Annotated in this window: 12 protein-coding genes and 1 pseudogene; 10 read left to right on the forward strand and 3 right to left on the reverse strand. The window is 70.4% G+C overall.

Annotation, left to right across the window (positions count from 1 at the left end; translation table 11 throughout):
• The first annotated feature begins 9 nt into the window (after nt 1–9).
• Together purB and mug are read left to right on the forward strand one after the other, a co-directional pair.
• On the forward strand, nt 10–1,452 hold the full coding sequence (gene purB, locus ACFZAX_RS26370) for an adenylosuccinate lyase (RefSeq protein WP_390964729.1): 1,443 nt from the start codon (nt 10–12) through the stop codon (nt 1,450–1,452).
• 21 nt (nt 1,453–1,473) lie between these two features.
• Nucleotides 1,474–2,046: a G/U mismatch-specific DNA glycosylase gene (gene mug / locus ACFZAX_RS26375; RefSeq protein ID WP_390964731.1), complete on the forward strand. Its 573-nt coding sequence runs from the start codon at nt 1,474–1,476 to the stop codon at nt 2,044–2,046.
• A 95-nt stretch (nt 2,047–2,141) separates the two neighbouring features.
• Here the strand turns inward: mug and ACFZAX_RS26380 are convergent, their stop codons facing one another.
• Nucleotides 2,142–2,885, reverse strand: a complete 744-nt coding sequence (locus tag ACFZAX_RS26380; RefSeq protein WP_390964732.1) for an ABC transporter permease — start codon at nt 2,883–2,885, stop codon at nt 2,142–2,144.
• A gap of 2 nt (nt 2,886–2,887) precedes the next feature.
• Nucleotides 2,888–3,820 (reverse strand): ATP-binding cassette domain-containing protein, encoded by a 933-nt coding sequence (locus ACFZAX_RS26385; RefSeq protein ID WP_390964733.1) that lies wholly within the window; start codon nt 3,818–3,820, stop codon nt 2,888–2,890.
• A gap of 108 nt (nt 3,821–3,928) precedes the next feature.
• Between ACFZAX_RS26385 and ACFZAX_RS26390 the strand changes: the two genes are divergently transcribed.
• The 3 genes from ACFZAX_RS26390 to ACFZAX_RS26400 all read left to right on the forward strand — a co-directional run bounded on the left by ACFZAX_RS26390 (nt 3,929) and on the right by ACFZAX_RS26400 (nt 7,162).
• The gene (locus ACFZAX_RS26390; RefSeq protein WP_390964735.1) at nt 3,929–5,098 is read left to right on the forward strand and encodes a histidine kinase; all 1,170 of its coding nucleotides are present in this window, start codon (nt 3,929–3,931) and stop codon (nt 5,096–5,098) included.
• Nucleotides 5,099–5,102: 4 nt separating this feature from the next.
• Nucleotides 5,103–5,753, forward strand: coding sequence for a response regulator (locus ACFZAX_RS26395; protein WP_390964736.1), 651 nt, complete (start codon nt 5,103–5,105; stop codon nt 5,751–5,753).
• 251 nt (nt 5,754–6,004) lie between these two features.
• The gene (locus tag ACFZAX_RS26400) at nt 6,005–7,162 is read left to right on the forward strand and encodes an ROK family protein (protein ID WP_390964738.1); all 1,158 of its coding nucleotides are present in this window, start codon (nt 6,005–6,007) and stop codon (nt 7,160–7,162) included.
• A 54-nt stretch (nt 7,163–7,216) separates the two neighbouring features.
• Here ACFZAX_RS26400 and ACFZAX_RS26405 read toward each other — a convergent pair whose 3' ends face one another.
• Nucleotides 7,217–7,981 carry a UTRA domain-containing protein gene (locus ACFZAX_RS26405; protein WP_390964739.1) on the reverse strand — a complete coding sequence of 255 codons (765 nt, stop codon included), beginning with the start codon at nt 7,979–7,981 and terminating at the stop codon, nt 7,217–7,219.
• 361 nt (nt 7,982–8,342) lie between these two features.
• Here ACFZAX_RS26405 and ACFZAX_RS26410 point away from each other — a divergent pair, with 361 nt between their 5' ends.
• The 5 genes and pseudogenes from ACFZAX_RS26410 (at nt 8,343) to ACFZAX_RS26430 (ending at nt 13,632) form a co-directional block, all read left to right on the forward strand.
• Nucleotides 8,343–9,173, forward strand: coding sequence for an alpha/beta fold hydrolase (locus ACFZAX_RS26410; protein WP_390964740.1), 831 nt, complete (start codon nt 8,343–8,345; stop codon nt 9,171–9,173).
• 157 nt (nt 9,174–9,330) lie between these two features.
• Nucleotides 9,331–10,911 carry an alkaline phosphatase D family protein gene (locus ACFZAX_RS26415; protein WP_390964742.1) on the forward strand — a complete coding sequence of 527 codons (1,581 nt, stop codon included), beginning with the start codon at nt 9,331–9,333 and terminating at the stop codon, nt 10,909–10,911.
• Between the two features lie 102 nt (nt 10,912–11,013).
• Nucleotides 11,014–11,211 (forward strand): annotated as a pseudogene (locus tag ACFZAX_RS26420) (SWIM zinc finger family protein); the annotation flags it as partial.
• Between the two features lie 272 nt (nt 11,212–11,483).
• Nucleotides 11,484–11,738: a hypothetical protein gene (locus ACFZAX_RS26425; RefSeq protein WP_390964743.1), complete on the forward strand. Its 255-nt coding sequence runs from the start codon at nt 11,484–11,486 to the stop codon at nt 11,736–11,738.
• A gap of 442 nt (nt 11,739–12,180) precedes the next feature.
• Nucleotides 12,181–13,632: a GNAT family N-acetyltransferase gene (locus ACFZAX_RS26430; protein ID WP_390964745.1), complete on the forward strand. Its 1,452-nt coding sequence runs from the start codon at nt 12,181–12,183 to the stop codon at nt 13,630–13,632.
• The last annotated feature ends 57 nt before the right edge of the window (nt 13,633–13,689 follow it).

The raw sequence follows: 13,689 nt of genomic DNA on the forward strand, positions 1-13,689 counted from the left end.
TCTCTTTACGTGACTGCTGTGTCTGCGAAGCCTCGCATCCCCAATGTCCTTGCCGGCCGCTACGCCTCCACGGAGCTGGCCGTTCTCTGGTCCCCCGAGCAGAAGGTGAAGCTGGAGCGTCAGCTGTGGCTGGCGGTGCTGCGTGCTCAGAAGGACCTCGGGATCGAGGTACCCGACGCGGCGCTCGCCGACTACGAGCGTGTTCTCGACCAGGTGGACCTCGCCTCCATCGCCGAGCGGGAGAAGGTCACCCGCCACGACGTGAAGGCCCGCATCGAGGAGTTCAACGCCCTCGCCGGGCACGAGCAGGTCCACAAGGGCATGACCTCCCGGGACCTCACCGAGAATGTGGAGCAGCTCCAGATCCGCCTCTCGCTGGAACTCATGCGCGACCGCACCGTGGCGGTGCTGGCGCGGCTCGGCAAGCTTGCCGGTGAGTACCGCGAGCTCGTCATGGCGGGCCGTTCCCACAACGTGGCCGCGCAGGCCACCACGCTCGGCAAGCGCTTCGCGACCGGCGCCGACGAACTGCTCGTCGCCTACGGGCGCCTGGAGGAGCTGCTCGCCCGCTACCCGCTCCGTGGCATCAAGGGCCCGGTCGGTACCGCGCAGGACATGCTGGACCTGCTGGGCGGCGACACCGCCAAGCTCGCTGAACTGGAGCAGCGCATCGCGGGCCACCTGGGCTTCGCCAACGCCTTCACCTCGGTCGGCCAGGTTTACCCACGCTCGCTCGACTACGACGTGGTGACCGCCCTCGTCCAGCTGGCCGCCGCTCCTTCGTCCGTCTCCAAGACGATCCGCCTCATGGCAGGGCACGAGCTGGTGACGGAGGGCTTCAAACCGGGCCAGGTCGGCTCCTCCGCGATGCCGCACAAGATGAACACCCGGTCCTGCGAGCGGGTCAACGGCCTCATGGTCATCCTGCGCGGCTACGCCTCGATGACCGGTGAGCTGGCCGGCGACCAGTGGAACGAAGGGGACGTCTCCTGCTCCGTGGTGCGCCGCGTGGCACTGCCGGACGCTTTCTTCGCCTTCGACGGTCTGCTCGAGACCTTCCTGACGGTCCTGGACGAGTTCGGCGCCTTCCCTGCCGTCGTGGCGCGTGAGCTCGACCGGTACCTGCCGTTCCTGGCGACCACGAAGGTCCTGATGGGTGCGGTGCGGGCCGGCGTCGGCCGGGAGGTCGCGCACGAGGCGATCAAGGAGAACGCGGTGGCCTCGGCCCTCGCGATGCGGGAGCAGGGCGCGGAGCGCAACGAGCTCCTGGACAAGCTGGCCGCGGACGAGCGCATCCCTCTGGACCGCGGGCAGCTGGACGCCCTGATGGCGGACAAGCTGTCGTTCACGGGAGCCGCCGGTGACCAGGTCACCACCGTGGTCAACCGGATCGAGGCCATCGTCAAGGAGCACCCCTCAGCCGCCGGGTACACCCCCGGGTCGATTCTCTGACCGGCTGATCCTTTCTTTCCCGTGACGCCCGAAGAGCTGGATGCCGCCCGCGACCGCATCGTCCCCGATGTGGTCGCGGGCGGTTTGCGCGTGCTGTTCTGCGGCATCAACCCCAGCCTCATGACCGCCGCCACGGGCCACCACTTCGCACACCCCGGCAACCGCTTCTGGCCGATCCTCCATCTCTCCGGCTTCACTCCCCGCAGGCTGGCTCCGGCGGAACAAGCGGAGCTCCCTGCCTACGGCCTCGGCATCACCAACGTCGTCGCGCGAGCCACCGCACGGGCTGACGAACTGACCGCCGAGGAGTACCGCGCGGGTGGAGAAATTTTGGCGGAGAAGGTCGGCCGCCTGCGGCCCCAGTGGCTGGCGGTCGTCGGCGTGACGGCCTACCGGACGGCCTTCGGGGAACGCCGCGCCCAAATCGGTCCGCAGGAGCGGACCATCGGTGGTGCCCGTGTCTGGGCTCTTCCCAACCCCAGTGGGCTCAATGCCCACTGGAGTGTCGGCTCGATGGCCGAGGAGTACGCCCGTCTCCGCGCGGCCGTGGAAAAAGCTGCCGGGGAAGAAGCTGCCGTGCGGCGCTGTGACTGAGGCGTCGCCGTCACGCGCATGGCTGCCTTCCACCACGGAGCTTCGCGGCGGATCGGGTGGGGCACGCCATCCGGGGATGCGGGGTCCGGATCGAATCAGACGTCCCGGGTGCGTACCGCCCGCCAGCCGGCGGTCAGCGCGGCGCCTGTCCAGGCGGCGGTCACCGCTAGTCCGCTCCAGGGGCCGAGGCTGCCCGTCGGAGTCTCGTGCAGGATCGTCTGGCCCGCCCGGTCGGGAAGGAAGTCCGCGGCTCCGGCGGAGACGTCCCCGACGACGAACGAGACGATCAGCATGAACGGTATGAGGATGCTCATCACGGCGACTGCGCTTCGGAGAAGTGCCGTGAGGCCTGCCGCGAACAGGGCCATGAGCGCGAGGTAGACGCCGCTGCCCAGCACGGCTCGAAGCACCCCGGGATCCCCAAGTCCGAGGGCGGACTCCCCCATGAACAGCTGTCCCAGCAGAAAGCTCACGAGGCCGGTCGCCTCCCCCACGACCAGTGCTGCCACACCGACGACGGCCATTTTCGATGCGTAGAAGAGGCCACGACGCGGCACCGCCGACAGGGACACCCGCAAGGCTCCGCCGGTGAACTCGGAGGAGAGCGCGGTCGCTCCGAAGGCAATGGCCGCAATCTGACCGAAGTTCAGCGCATAGAAGGCGTTGAACAGCGGTTCGGCGTCGAGTCCATTCGCCTCGCTCTGTCCGACGGTGGCGGAGAAGAGCACGGAGATGGCCACCGTGACCGCGAACACCGCCGTCAGAGAGCCGTGGACGGCGCGTACGGACCTGGTCTTGATCCATTCCGAGCGGAGAACCGCGACCGCTGTCTGCGGCATGATCATGCCTCCTTGTTCGATACGGGGGGTATGGCGGCGAATTCGGCGACGTCTGCGGTGAGATCGAGGTACGCCTCTTCCAGGGTGGCTCGCTCTTCGACGAGCTCCAGGAGGGGGATCTGTTGGTCCGCCGCCAGCGCCCCGACTTCACCGGCGTGGGCCCCCTCGATCCAGAACGCCCCGTCACCGGCATCGCTGGTGGCATATCCCCTGCGGGCCAGGAGGTCACTGAGTCGACCTCCCTCGGCCTCGCGCAGCCGTACCCGGGGGCGGCTGCGCGAGGCGAGGAACCTGTCCGTCGGCATGTCGGCGAGGAGCCTGCCACCGCCGAGAATGATGAGGTGGTCGGCGAAGGCAGCGGTCTCGCCCATCAGGTGACTGGACACCAGAACCGTGCGGCCTTCCCGGGCAAGCCGTCTCATCAGCTCGCGGATCCAGACGATCCCCTCGGGGTCGAGCCCATTGGACGGCTCGTCCAGTAGCACCACGGCAGGATCACCGAGCAGTGCGGCGGCTATGCCCAGCCGTTGGCGCATACCGAGTGAGAACGTCTTGATCCGCCGCGCGGCGACCGTGGCGAGACCCGCTTCCTCGAGCACGGCGTCCACTCTTCGCCGCGGGATGCCGTTGCTCACCGCGAGGGCGAGCACATGGTCGCGTGCGGTGCGCGATCCGTGCGCGGCTCCGGCGTCGAGCAGTGAACCGACTACGCGCAGCGGGTTGTCGAGCGTGGCGTAGGCCCGTCCGCCCACGGTCGCCGTGCCGCCCGACGGGCGGTCGAGGCCGAGAACCAGCCGCATCGTGGTGGACTTCCCGGCGCCGTTGGGCCCGAGGAAGCCGGTGACGCGGCCGGCCCCCGCACTGAAGGTGAGCCGGTCCACCGCGCGGGTGGCTCCGTACTCCTTCGTGAGCTGATGCACATCGATGCTGGTCATGCACTCAGCCTGGCTGGGGCGTCGCAGCGATGTCCTCCCCCGACCGTGGGAATCGTCTCCCCCGTACGGGGGAGGTACAGCCGGACGGGCGCTGCCACCATGGCACACATGCACCGTTTCCTTGCCCCACTGGCCGAGCCGGTGACCTACAGCCGCTGGATCCACCTCGTCGTCCCCCTGGCTCTCATAAGCGTGTGGCTGTTCATCGAGCCGGGCGTCCCGTGGCAGCTCGCGCTGCTCGCGGTGCCCGTGGGGCTCCTCCCGGTGATGCGTGTGGGGGAAGGAGTCCAGGCGCAGCTCCTGCTCACCCCCGGCGAGCGTGGCCGGACCGACGCGACCATCTCCCTCGCGCCCGCCACGACCTGGGGTGAGAAATGGCGGACGGTGCTCTGGCTCGAACTACGCCTCCTGTTCTCCATCGTGGTGGGTTCGGCCACGGTCTGGCTGCCCGTCATCGCGATCGACTTGGTCCGTGCCGCGTCGGGGGGCGACACGGGCGAGGGCATATTCCAACTGATCGAACCCCGCCCCTGGTACGCGGTGCTAGCGCCTCTTCCTCTCCTCCTGCTGCTGGCCCTCGTGGTTCTCTGCGGACGTCTCACCACGGCAGCTGCCCGGCGTCTGCTGGGACCATCGAAAACCGAACGCATGGCGGCACTGGAGGAACTCACGGAGCAGCTCCTGGAGCGCAACCGCATCGCACGCGAACTCCATGACTCCATCGGCCACGCACTCACGGTCTCCGTGGTGCAGGCAGGTGCCGCACGCACGGCTGGCGACCCGGACTTCACCCGGCGCGCCCTCGTGGCGATCGAGGAAACCGGGCGCGCGGCGCTCGACGATCTGGAACGGGTGCTGCGGGTGCTGCGCGAGCCCGGGGCTTCTGCCGACCGACGGCCGACACTGATCGCTGTCGAGCGGCTGCTCGACTCCGCACGAGGATCCGGGGTCGCCGTGGACGCCGAGGTGGTCGGGCGTATCGACCGCCTGCCCGACTCCCTGTCCAGGGAGGGGTATCGCATTCTCCAGGAGTCGCTCACCAACGCGTTGCGTCACGCCGGCCAGGTCCCCGTCCGTGTGCGCATCGGCGTCGAGAAGGACTGCCTGGAACTCGATGTGCGGAACCCTCTGGCGGGGCCTGTCCGCCGCTCGGCCGGGGGCCATGGACTGCAAGGGATGCGGGAACGGGCGAAGCTGCTGGGCGGCAACGCGAAAGCCGGACCGCGCGAAGGCGAATGGAGGGTCCACGTCGCCCTCCCTCTCCGGCACATAGGGTGATCGCATGGTGGTGAAGGTCCTCCTCGTCGACGACGAGCCACTCGTACGCACGGGCCTGCGGGCGGTGCTGGAATCACAGCCGGACATCGTGGTGGCGGGGGAGGCGGCGGACGGAGCGTCCGTCCTTCCTCTGGTGCGGCAGCTGCGTCCCGATGTGGTGGCTATGGACGTCCGGATGCCCTTGATGGACGGCATAGAGGCGACCCGGCTGCTGCTGCGCTCCCTGGCCGAACCTCCGAAGATCCTGGTGGTCACCACGTTCGAGAACGACGAATACGTGTACGAGGCGCTGCGCGCCGGTGCGGACGGCTTCCTCCTCAAGCGTGCCCGGCCGATGGAGATCGTGAATGCCGTCCGGCTGGTGGCGGAAGGCGAGTCGCTGCTCTTTCCCGCGGCCGTGCGCCGATTGGCCTCCGAGTACGGGACCAACAGGGCCCGGGCGGTGGTGGAGCGGGCGTCCCTCACCGATCGGGAGGAGGGAGTGCTCCGGTTGATGTGCCGGGGTCTGTCGAACGCGGAGATCGCGGTCAAGCTGACGGTGGGCACCGAAACGGTCAAAACCCACGTCAGCGCGCTGCTGACCAAGCTCGGGGCGAGGGACCGGACTCAGGCCGTGATCACGGCGTACGAGTCAGGCTTCGTGGTACCCGGTTGAGGAAGGAGGCGCGGGCCCGGTCGCGGGGCAGCGTCCCCACGTGAGGCCGCCACGCGTCCCGCTCGCCGGGCGTCGCGGAGGCACCGCCCGTGTTCGAGGCGAGCGACGAATTCCGGCCGCGTCGGGATCATCCGCGCGGGACACCCGGCGACCGGGGGTCCGCAGAAACCGCTCGGCCCCCGGCGGCGTTCGCGGAGCCTCATCCCACCGAGTACGATCCGGCAGACACAGGGGGCGTGAGGAGGACACACGTGGGGCGGCTGACCGGTGGAGACCCGTCGTTGTTGCGGCGGATCAATTCCGCGGTGGTACTGCACGCCCTGCGTGGAGCCGAGCTCCCCACGCTCTCGGACCTGACCCGGATAACCGGTCTTTCCCGGCCAACGGTCGAAGGCGTGGTCGAGGGACTGTTCGAAGCCGGACTCGTCGTGGAGGCGTTGCCCGACGAAGGAGAAGCGCGGCGCCAAGGCCGCCCCGCGCGGCGGTTTCGCTTCCGCGCCGAGGCGGGTCACCTATTGGGCATCGAGATCGGTCCGCACCGGGTCTCCGCCCTGTTGTCGGGGCTCGACGGCAGGATCATCGGAGCGGGGCAGCGGCAAGTCTCCGAGACTGCCGCCGCGGATGACCGGCTCGAACAGGTCAGAGCCATGATCGCCGACCTGCTCCGCCGTACGGGCGTGGCCAGGAGCAGCCTGCGGGCCGTGGGGGTGGGCAGCCCGGGGATCGTGGAGGCCGACGGTACGGTCCGGCTGGGCACAGCGCTTCCCGGCTGGACCGGGCTCCCTCTGGGGGAGCGGCTCCGGCGCTCGTTCCGCTGCCCGGTCCTGGTGGAGAACGATGCCAATACGGCCGCAGTGGCGGAGCACTGGAAGGGCGCCGCGACGGAGTCGGACGACGTCGTTTTCGTCCTGGCCGGCTTGAGCCCCGGAGCGGGTTCGTTGATAGGGGGACGGCTGCACCGGGGTTACGGAGGAGCCGCCGGCGAGATCGGCGCACTCCACCTGCTCGGCAGGGAGGTCACGCCGGAGCATCTGCTGTCCACGACCGACACCCCTCTCGACCCGCTGGACGAGCCCGCGGTGGCGGCGGTGTTCACGAAGGCACGGCAGGGCGACAGCCGGGCCCAGGAGGCGGTCGAACGGTTCATCCAGCGGTTGGTGCACGACGTCGCGGCGCTCGTGCTGGCGCTCGACCCCGAGATCGTGGTGGTCGGCGGCTGGGCGGCGGGGATCGACGGGGTGCTGGATCCGCTGCGGAACGAACTCGCGCGCTACTGTCTGCGGCCGCCCCGCGTCGCCCTGTCCCTGCTCGGGGAGGCCGCCGTCGCGACAGGCGCTCTGCGCCTGGCGCTGGACCACGTGGAGGAGCAACTGTTCGCGGTGGAGGGAACAGTGACGGCCCGCCGCTGACAGCGGCGGGCCGTCGGGTCCGCGGATCGCCCCGATGTCGCAGGGCGAGGGCGGTCAGGAAGCCTGACGCACCTGGTCGTGGCTGATCTCCAGCGCTCCGGAGTCCCCGAAGGTGAGCCGGCAGGTGTCGGCACGGTAGGTGGCGACGGAGACCGCGGCGGTGCCGCCCGCGGCGAAGTAACGCGTGGTGACCACCAGGACGGGGGCGCCGGGCAGCCGGTCGAGTTCCTTCGAGTCGTCCGCGCTGGCCGAGCCGAGTTCGACCGACCGGTCCTGGCCCTCGAGGCCGAGGCGGTGCAGCTCGCGCAGCACACCGCGGGCGCGGGCCGGGCCTGCGGACGCCTCGATCGCGGACAGGTCGGGGACGGAAGCGGACGGCACGTACAGCAGTTCCGCCGCCACCGGCTGACCGTGAGTCACCCTGATCCGGCGGATCACGTGGACCACCTCGTCGGCCGCCACCTCCAGCGCAGCGGCGACGGCCGCGGGTGCGGTGCCCCGGGCGCACTCGACGGGCTGCCACGCCTCGTCGGCCACCGCGCCCGTCCACTCCTGCTGAGCCGTGGAGACCGCGACGCCCATCCTGGGCGGGGCGACGGTGGTGCCCACACCCCGCCGACGCTGGAGTCTGCCTTCGAGTTCGAGCTGCTCCAGAGCCTGCCGGAGCGTGGCACGTGCGACGCCGAACCGGGCGGCGAGGTCCCGCTCGTTCGGCAGGATCTCACCCACCGCGAAGTCCGAGTCGAGTGCCTCACTGAGCACGGTCCTCAGGTGCCAGTACTTCGGCTCCTGCACCGTTTCCAGCTGCGTGGTCCCCACCCTGTCCTCCGCAATCGCCCAGCGGCCTTTTCCGCGACAACATTTATTAAAGGTTCTTTTCTTAACGTAAGGACCATAGGACGGCGCACCGACTTGGTCAAGACCAATCCTTGTCCCGGCGTGCAGCGAAACGGGCTTCCGGCACAGAGCGTTCACAGGACGTTCGTGCGACGAGAGCCGGCGAACGGGCGGGGGGACGACACCGGGCCGCCTCGGGCGGGCGTACCGCGCCGCCTCCGACGGCGGGCCACCTCCCACTCCCCCACCGGGAGACGCCTCCTCTTGAACTGGTACCTACCGGGCGGTAGTTATTGGTCCGGAAGGCTGTTCGCCCACTCCTCCATCCATTCCAGGGAGCGCCATGACCGGCACGGCATCGTTCAGTTTCGACACGTCCGCGGGCCCGGGGACGCTCTCGCTCGCGTACGAACGGACCGGTGCGGGACAGCCGCTGTTGTTGCTCCACGGCATAGGCCATCACCGGCAGGCGTGGGATCCGGTGGTGCGGATCCTGTCGGGCGAGCGCGACGTGATCAGCGTGGACCTGCCTGGTTTCGGTGAGTCGGCGGCTCTTCCGGAGGGTGTCGCGTACGACGTGCGGACGGTGGCCGGAGCGTTGACGGCCTTCTGCTCCGAACTCGGCGTTCCGCGGCCCCACGTGGCGGGCAACTCGCTCGGGGGGCTGCTCGCGCTGGAACTCGGACGCACCGGTTGCGCCCGATCCGTCACCGCCCTCTCCCCCGCTGGTTTCTGGAGCGTGCCGGAGCGCCGGTACGCGTTCGGAACGCTCTGGGCGATGCGCCGGGGCGCACGGGCGCTGCCGGTTCCGCTGATCGAACGCCTCTCGCGGAGCGCGGCCGGGCGTGCCGCTCTCACCGGCACCATCTGCGCCAGGCCCGGGCGCCGCTCACCGGAGGCGGTCGTCGCGGAGACTCTCGCGCTCCGGAGCGCGGCCGGCTTCGAAGGGACGCTGGCCGCCGGCCGGAACACCTCCTTCACCTCCGACGTGCCGGGCATTCCCGTCACCGTCGCCTGGGGCAGCCGCGATGTGCTGCTGCCCCACCGGCAAGGCGTCCGGGCCAAGCGCGTCGTGCCCGGTGCCCGGCTGGTGCGGTTGCCCGGATGCGGTCATGTGCCGATGAACGACGATCCCGCGCTCGTGTCCCGCGTCATCCTCGACACCAGCCGCTGAGGGGGCCGGCCGGGGGAAGCCGGTCACGCCGCGGAACCTTTGTTCACCCCGGGTTGGCGCGGATGCCTCTGCCGCGCGTTAGGCATGGTCCTGCGTGTTCCGGGGCTCTTCGGACGCGCGCCGTCGTACACACCGCACCCTTCCCGGAGGCGCATCGATGACGAACCGTCCGCACATCCTTCTCTCCCCCGGCCGCCGGACCGTACTGCGCGGTTCGCTCCTCGCGTCGGCCGCCATCGGGCTGCCGGCGCTCACCGGTGCGCCCGCCTTCGCGCGGTCGGGCCGCCCGTCCGCCGACTGGGGTGTCCAGGTCGGCGACGTCACGGCTTCCACCGCGCTGGTCTGGGTCCGTTCGGACCGTGCGGCACGGATGCTCGTCGAGACGTCGGCCACGGAGTCGTTCCGGGCGTCCCGCCTCTGGCACGGTCCGCTGATCGGTGCCGGGACGGACTTCACCGGGACGACTCCGCTGCACGGACTCCCGGCCGGCGAGCAGATCCACTACCGCGTGACGTTGGCCGACCCGGACGATCCTCGGCGCACGGGCCGCCCGGTGTACGGGACCTTCCGTACCGCTCCGGCGAAGCGGCGCGACGGTGCGCGGTTCCTCTGGTCCGGCGACATCGCGGGGCAGGGGTGGGGCATCAACCCCGACATCGGGGGCCACACGGTCTACGAGGAGATGCGGAGGCTCGACCCCGACTTCTTCCTCTGCAGCGGCGACAACATTTACGCGGACGGGGTCATCGAGCCCAGCGTGACCCTGCCCGACGGCCGTGTCTGGCGCAACGTCACGACCGAGGAGAAGGCGAAGGTCGCCGAGACCCTCGACGAGTACCGGGGCAACTTCCGCTACAACCTGCTGGACGCGAACCTACGCAGGTTCAACTCCCAGGTGCCGTCGATCGTCCAGTGGGACGACCACGAGGTGCGCAACAACTGGTACCCCGGGCAGATTCTCGACGATGTGCGCTACGCCGAGAAGAACGTGGACGTGCTGGCGGCGCGCTCAATGCGCGCCTACCGCGAGTACCTTCCCGTCTCCACCCTCCGCGCCGCCCCGGGCGAGGGCCGCATGCAGCGGGTGGTCCGCCATGGCCCCCTGCTCGACGTGTTCGTGCTCGACATGCGCTCCTTCCGCAACGCCAACTCGCCCGACCGCCAGGCCGACGACACCATCGGCATCCTCGGGGCCGAGCAGCTCCAGTGGCTCAAGGGCGAGCTCTCCCGGTCCCGCGCCGTGTGGAAGGTGATCGCGGCCGACATGCCGCTCGGGCTGGTCGTGCCCGACGGCGCCACCGACTTCGAAGCGGTCGCTCAGGGCGACCCTGGCGCCCCGCTCGGGAGGGAACTCCAGATCGCCGAGTTGCTGCGGTACATCAAGCACCGGCGGATCACGGGGACCGTCTGGCTGACGACGGACGTGCACCACACCTCCGCGCAGCACTACGTCCCCGAGCACGCGGCCTTCAAGGACTTCGCGCCGTTCTGGGAGTTCGTCTCCGGGCCACTGGCCGCGGGTGCCTTCCCGGCGAGCGCGCTGGACGGCACGTTCGGCCCGGACCGGGTGTTCGTCAAGGCTCCCGTCCTGTCCAACCAGTCCCCCATGGAGATGCCTCCGCTCTACGGAGAGGTCGACATCGACGGAAGCAGCGGGGAGATGACGGTGCGTCTGAGGCAGCAGGGCGGCCAGGTCCTTTTCACCAAGGTGCTGCAGCCCGGCCTCACGGGCCAGTGAGCACACACGGTCCGTCCACGGCGTGACCGGGTCGGGAGAGCGGAAACGGGCGCCGCGTCCGCTCCCCCGGCCGCTGTCAGTGGTGGCACCTACCGTTTTCCCATGACCCGTTCCGTACAGGCCCTGGCGTACCGACGTCCGTCCGCGCTGCGTTCCTCGCAGGCCGGCGGCCTGCTCGGGCTGGAGACCGCCGGTGGTCCCACCCCGCGCGGCGCCGAGCCCCGTCCCCGGTTCTTCTCCGGGTTCCTGGTGTCGCCGGGGACGGCGGCGCGCGGTCTGCTGGCCGTCGCCGACGTGGCCGGCCACCCTCGGGAACCCGAGGATTGCACAGGAGTTCCCTCCCGCCTTCCGTCCGCTCGGAGAGCCGCGCGGGGCGGTCCGGCACCAGTGCTGTCACTCCTGTCACTCCGCGGAGCAATCCCCCGCACACTTCCTGGCCACCTTGCCGCAGGACGGCGAGCCCCTCGCCGCCTGGCTCCCTCCCCGGCCTGCGCGCCGAGGAGGGAGCGCGGGGGCGCCTTGGCACGGAGCTGCTCGGCAGGGAGCTGGCCCTGCTGATCGACCGCGATCTGGTGAAGGTCAGCCGGCTGGTCGACGCGGCCCGCAGCGCCGTCGCGGCGGGTGCGCACCGGACGGTGCCGCGTCTCCTGGCGCCGGTGCTGACGCAACTCCTCGCCCACGAGCGGGCACCCCACGGACTGCACGGGATACTCGCGGTGGCCGCGGAGTGCGTGGAGACGGCGGGCACCGAGGGCGCGGCGCCTCCGCCTGGCCTCTGCCTGGCCTCATCCGCGTGGCGGAGCGGGGCGGTGTCTCGCATCGCGTGATGCAGGCGGCTCGTCTGCCGGCCGCATACGGGAGCGAGGTGGAGCGCCGGGCGAGGACGCAGGGCGCATAGCTTTCACGGCCGACCGGCAGGCGGCGGCCATCCGGACGGACGGACACGGTACCGGGCGGCACGCTTGCCGCCTGAAGGGCCCGGACCGGGCCCCCGAGGGACTCGGACGGGCCTCCACCGACTCGTACCGGACTGGGACCGGACTCGTATCGAACCCGTAGGGGACTCGTATCGAACCGGGATGGAGACCACACCGCAGTCGGAGAGCGCCCCGCCTCACGTACGGACCGGGCTCCACTCTTCTGCCCCCATGCCCGACAATTTCGGTCAACGGATGACCGAAAAGCAACGAAAGGCGACTAGATCCACACTTAACCCATCGGTCACAACGCGTTCGTGATCAGGCAACACCACTCGGTCACAGTGAAGTCATGACTGATGTGACATCCGCCAAGACCGCCCGCCGCCCCCACCACTGGCGGCGGGACCTGATCGAGCTCGCCGCCCTGTTCACCGCCGTGGCGGTGGCCGATGTCGTGGCGAACCTCATCGGGCACCAGCCCGACGGACCCTATCTGCTCGCCGCCTCGGCGGTGGCGCTGACCGCCACTGCCACCTTCCACGCCTGGTGGGCACGGAGGCACAGCCACGCCCCACCGCCCGAGGGCGGGGACTCCGTATCCGGTGGAACAGCCGTCGGATACGGTGCCGAGCTCGGCCTGAACCTGTCCTTCGAGGCCTCGCCCGCCCTCGACGAGACGGTGCTGTGGCGAATGCGGACGACGGTCCAGGACACGCCCGGAAGCCTGGCGGCGCTGTGCATCGCACTCGCCCGTCTCCGCATCGACATCCTGACCCTCCAGACGCACCCGCTGGCGGACGGCACCGTCGACGAGTTCCTGCTGCGCGCGCCCTCGTCGTTGAGCGCGTCCGAGCTGACCCGGGAGGTCTCCGCCGCCGGCGGGACGTCCACCTGGATCGAGCGGGCCGACGCCCACGATCTGGTGGACACCCCGACGCGGGTTCTGGGGCTGGCCACGCGTACGGCGCTGGACGCGGCGGAACTCCCGCTCGCCCTCCGCCAGCTGCTGGGCCGCTGCGCCATCCACTCGTTGCCGGCGGTCTCCGTGACCGGTCGGATCACCGGCGGCGAGGGCACCCCCGTGGAAGGGGTGCTGGAAGAGACCGTCATGCGCCTGCGCGACCCCTCGGGCGGCGTGATCACGGTGGAGCGCCCGTACCTGCCGTTCACGCCCACCGAGTTCGCCCGGGCCCGCGCTCTCGTCGAGCTCGACGCACGCCTCGGTCCCCGCGTCCCACGCAGCGAGGACATCCTCACGCTCGCCGAGGGTCCCGAGATCACCGTGCGCCGCGCGGACCAGAGCGACCTGGCCGCGGCACGCGAGATGCACGACCGCTGCTCGCCGCGCACCCTGGGGCTCCGGTACCACGGCCCCGTCGCGGACGCGGGCCGCTATCTCGACCACCTGCTCAGCCCGCGCTTCGGCCGCACCCTCTCCGTGCAGACCGACTCGGGGCGGATCGTCGCACTCGGCCACCTCCTCTGGGACGGTGACGAGACCGAGGTCGCCCTCATCGTCGAGGACGACTGGCAGCGGCGCGGAGTCGGCTCCGAGTTGCTGAGCCGCCTGGTCGGTCTGGCCACCGAGGCTGGTTGCGACTCCGTCTACGCCGTCACCCAGGCCGACAACACCGGCATGGTCGCGGCGATGCGCGGGCTCGGGCTGCCCCTCGACTACCAGATCGAGGAAGGCACTCTGGTGATCACGGCGCGGTTGGCCCCCCGCCGCGCGACCACGGTCACGTCACCGTCCATGGTGGCCGACGGCATCGTCCCCGTGGAGCCTCCTGAGTACCGCTGAACTTCCGTGAGTACCGCTGAACGCCTGAGTGCCGTTGAACACCCTGAGATCGCAGAG

Source organism: Streptomyces sp. NPDC008125 (assembly GCF_042957125.1).
Lineage (GTDB): Bacteria > Actinomycetota > Actinomycetes > Streptomycetales > Streptomycetaceae > Streptomyces.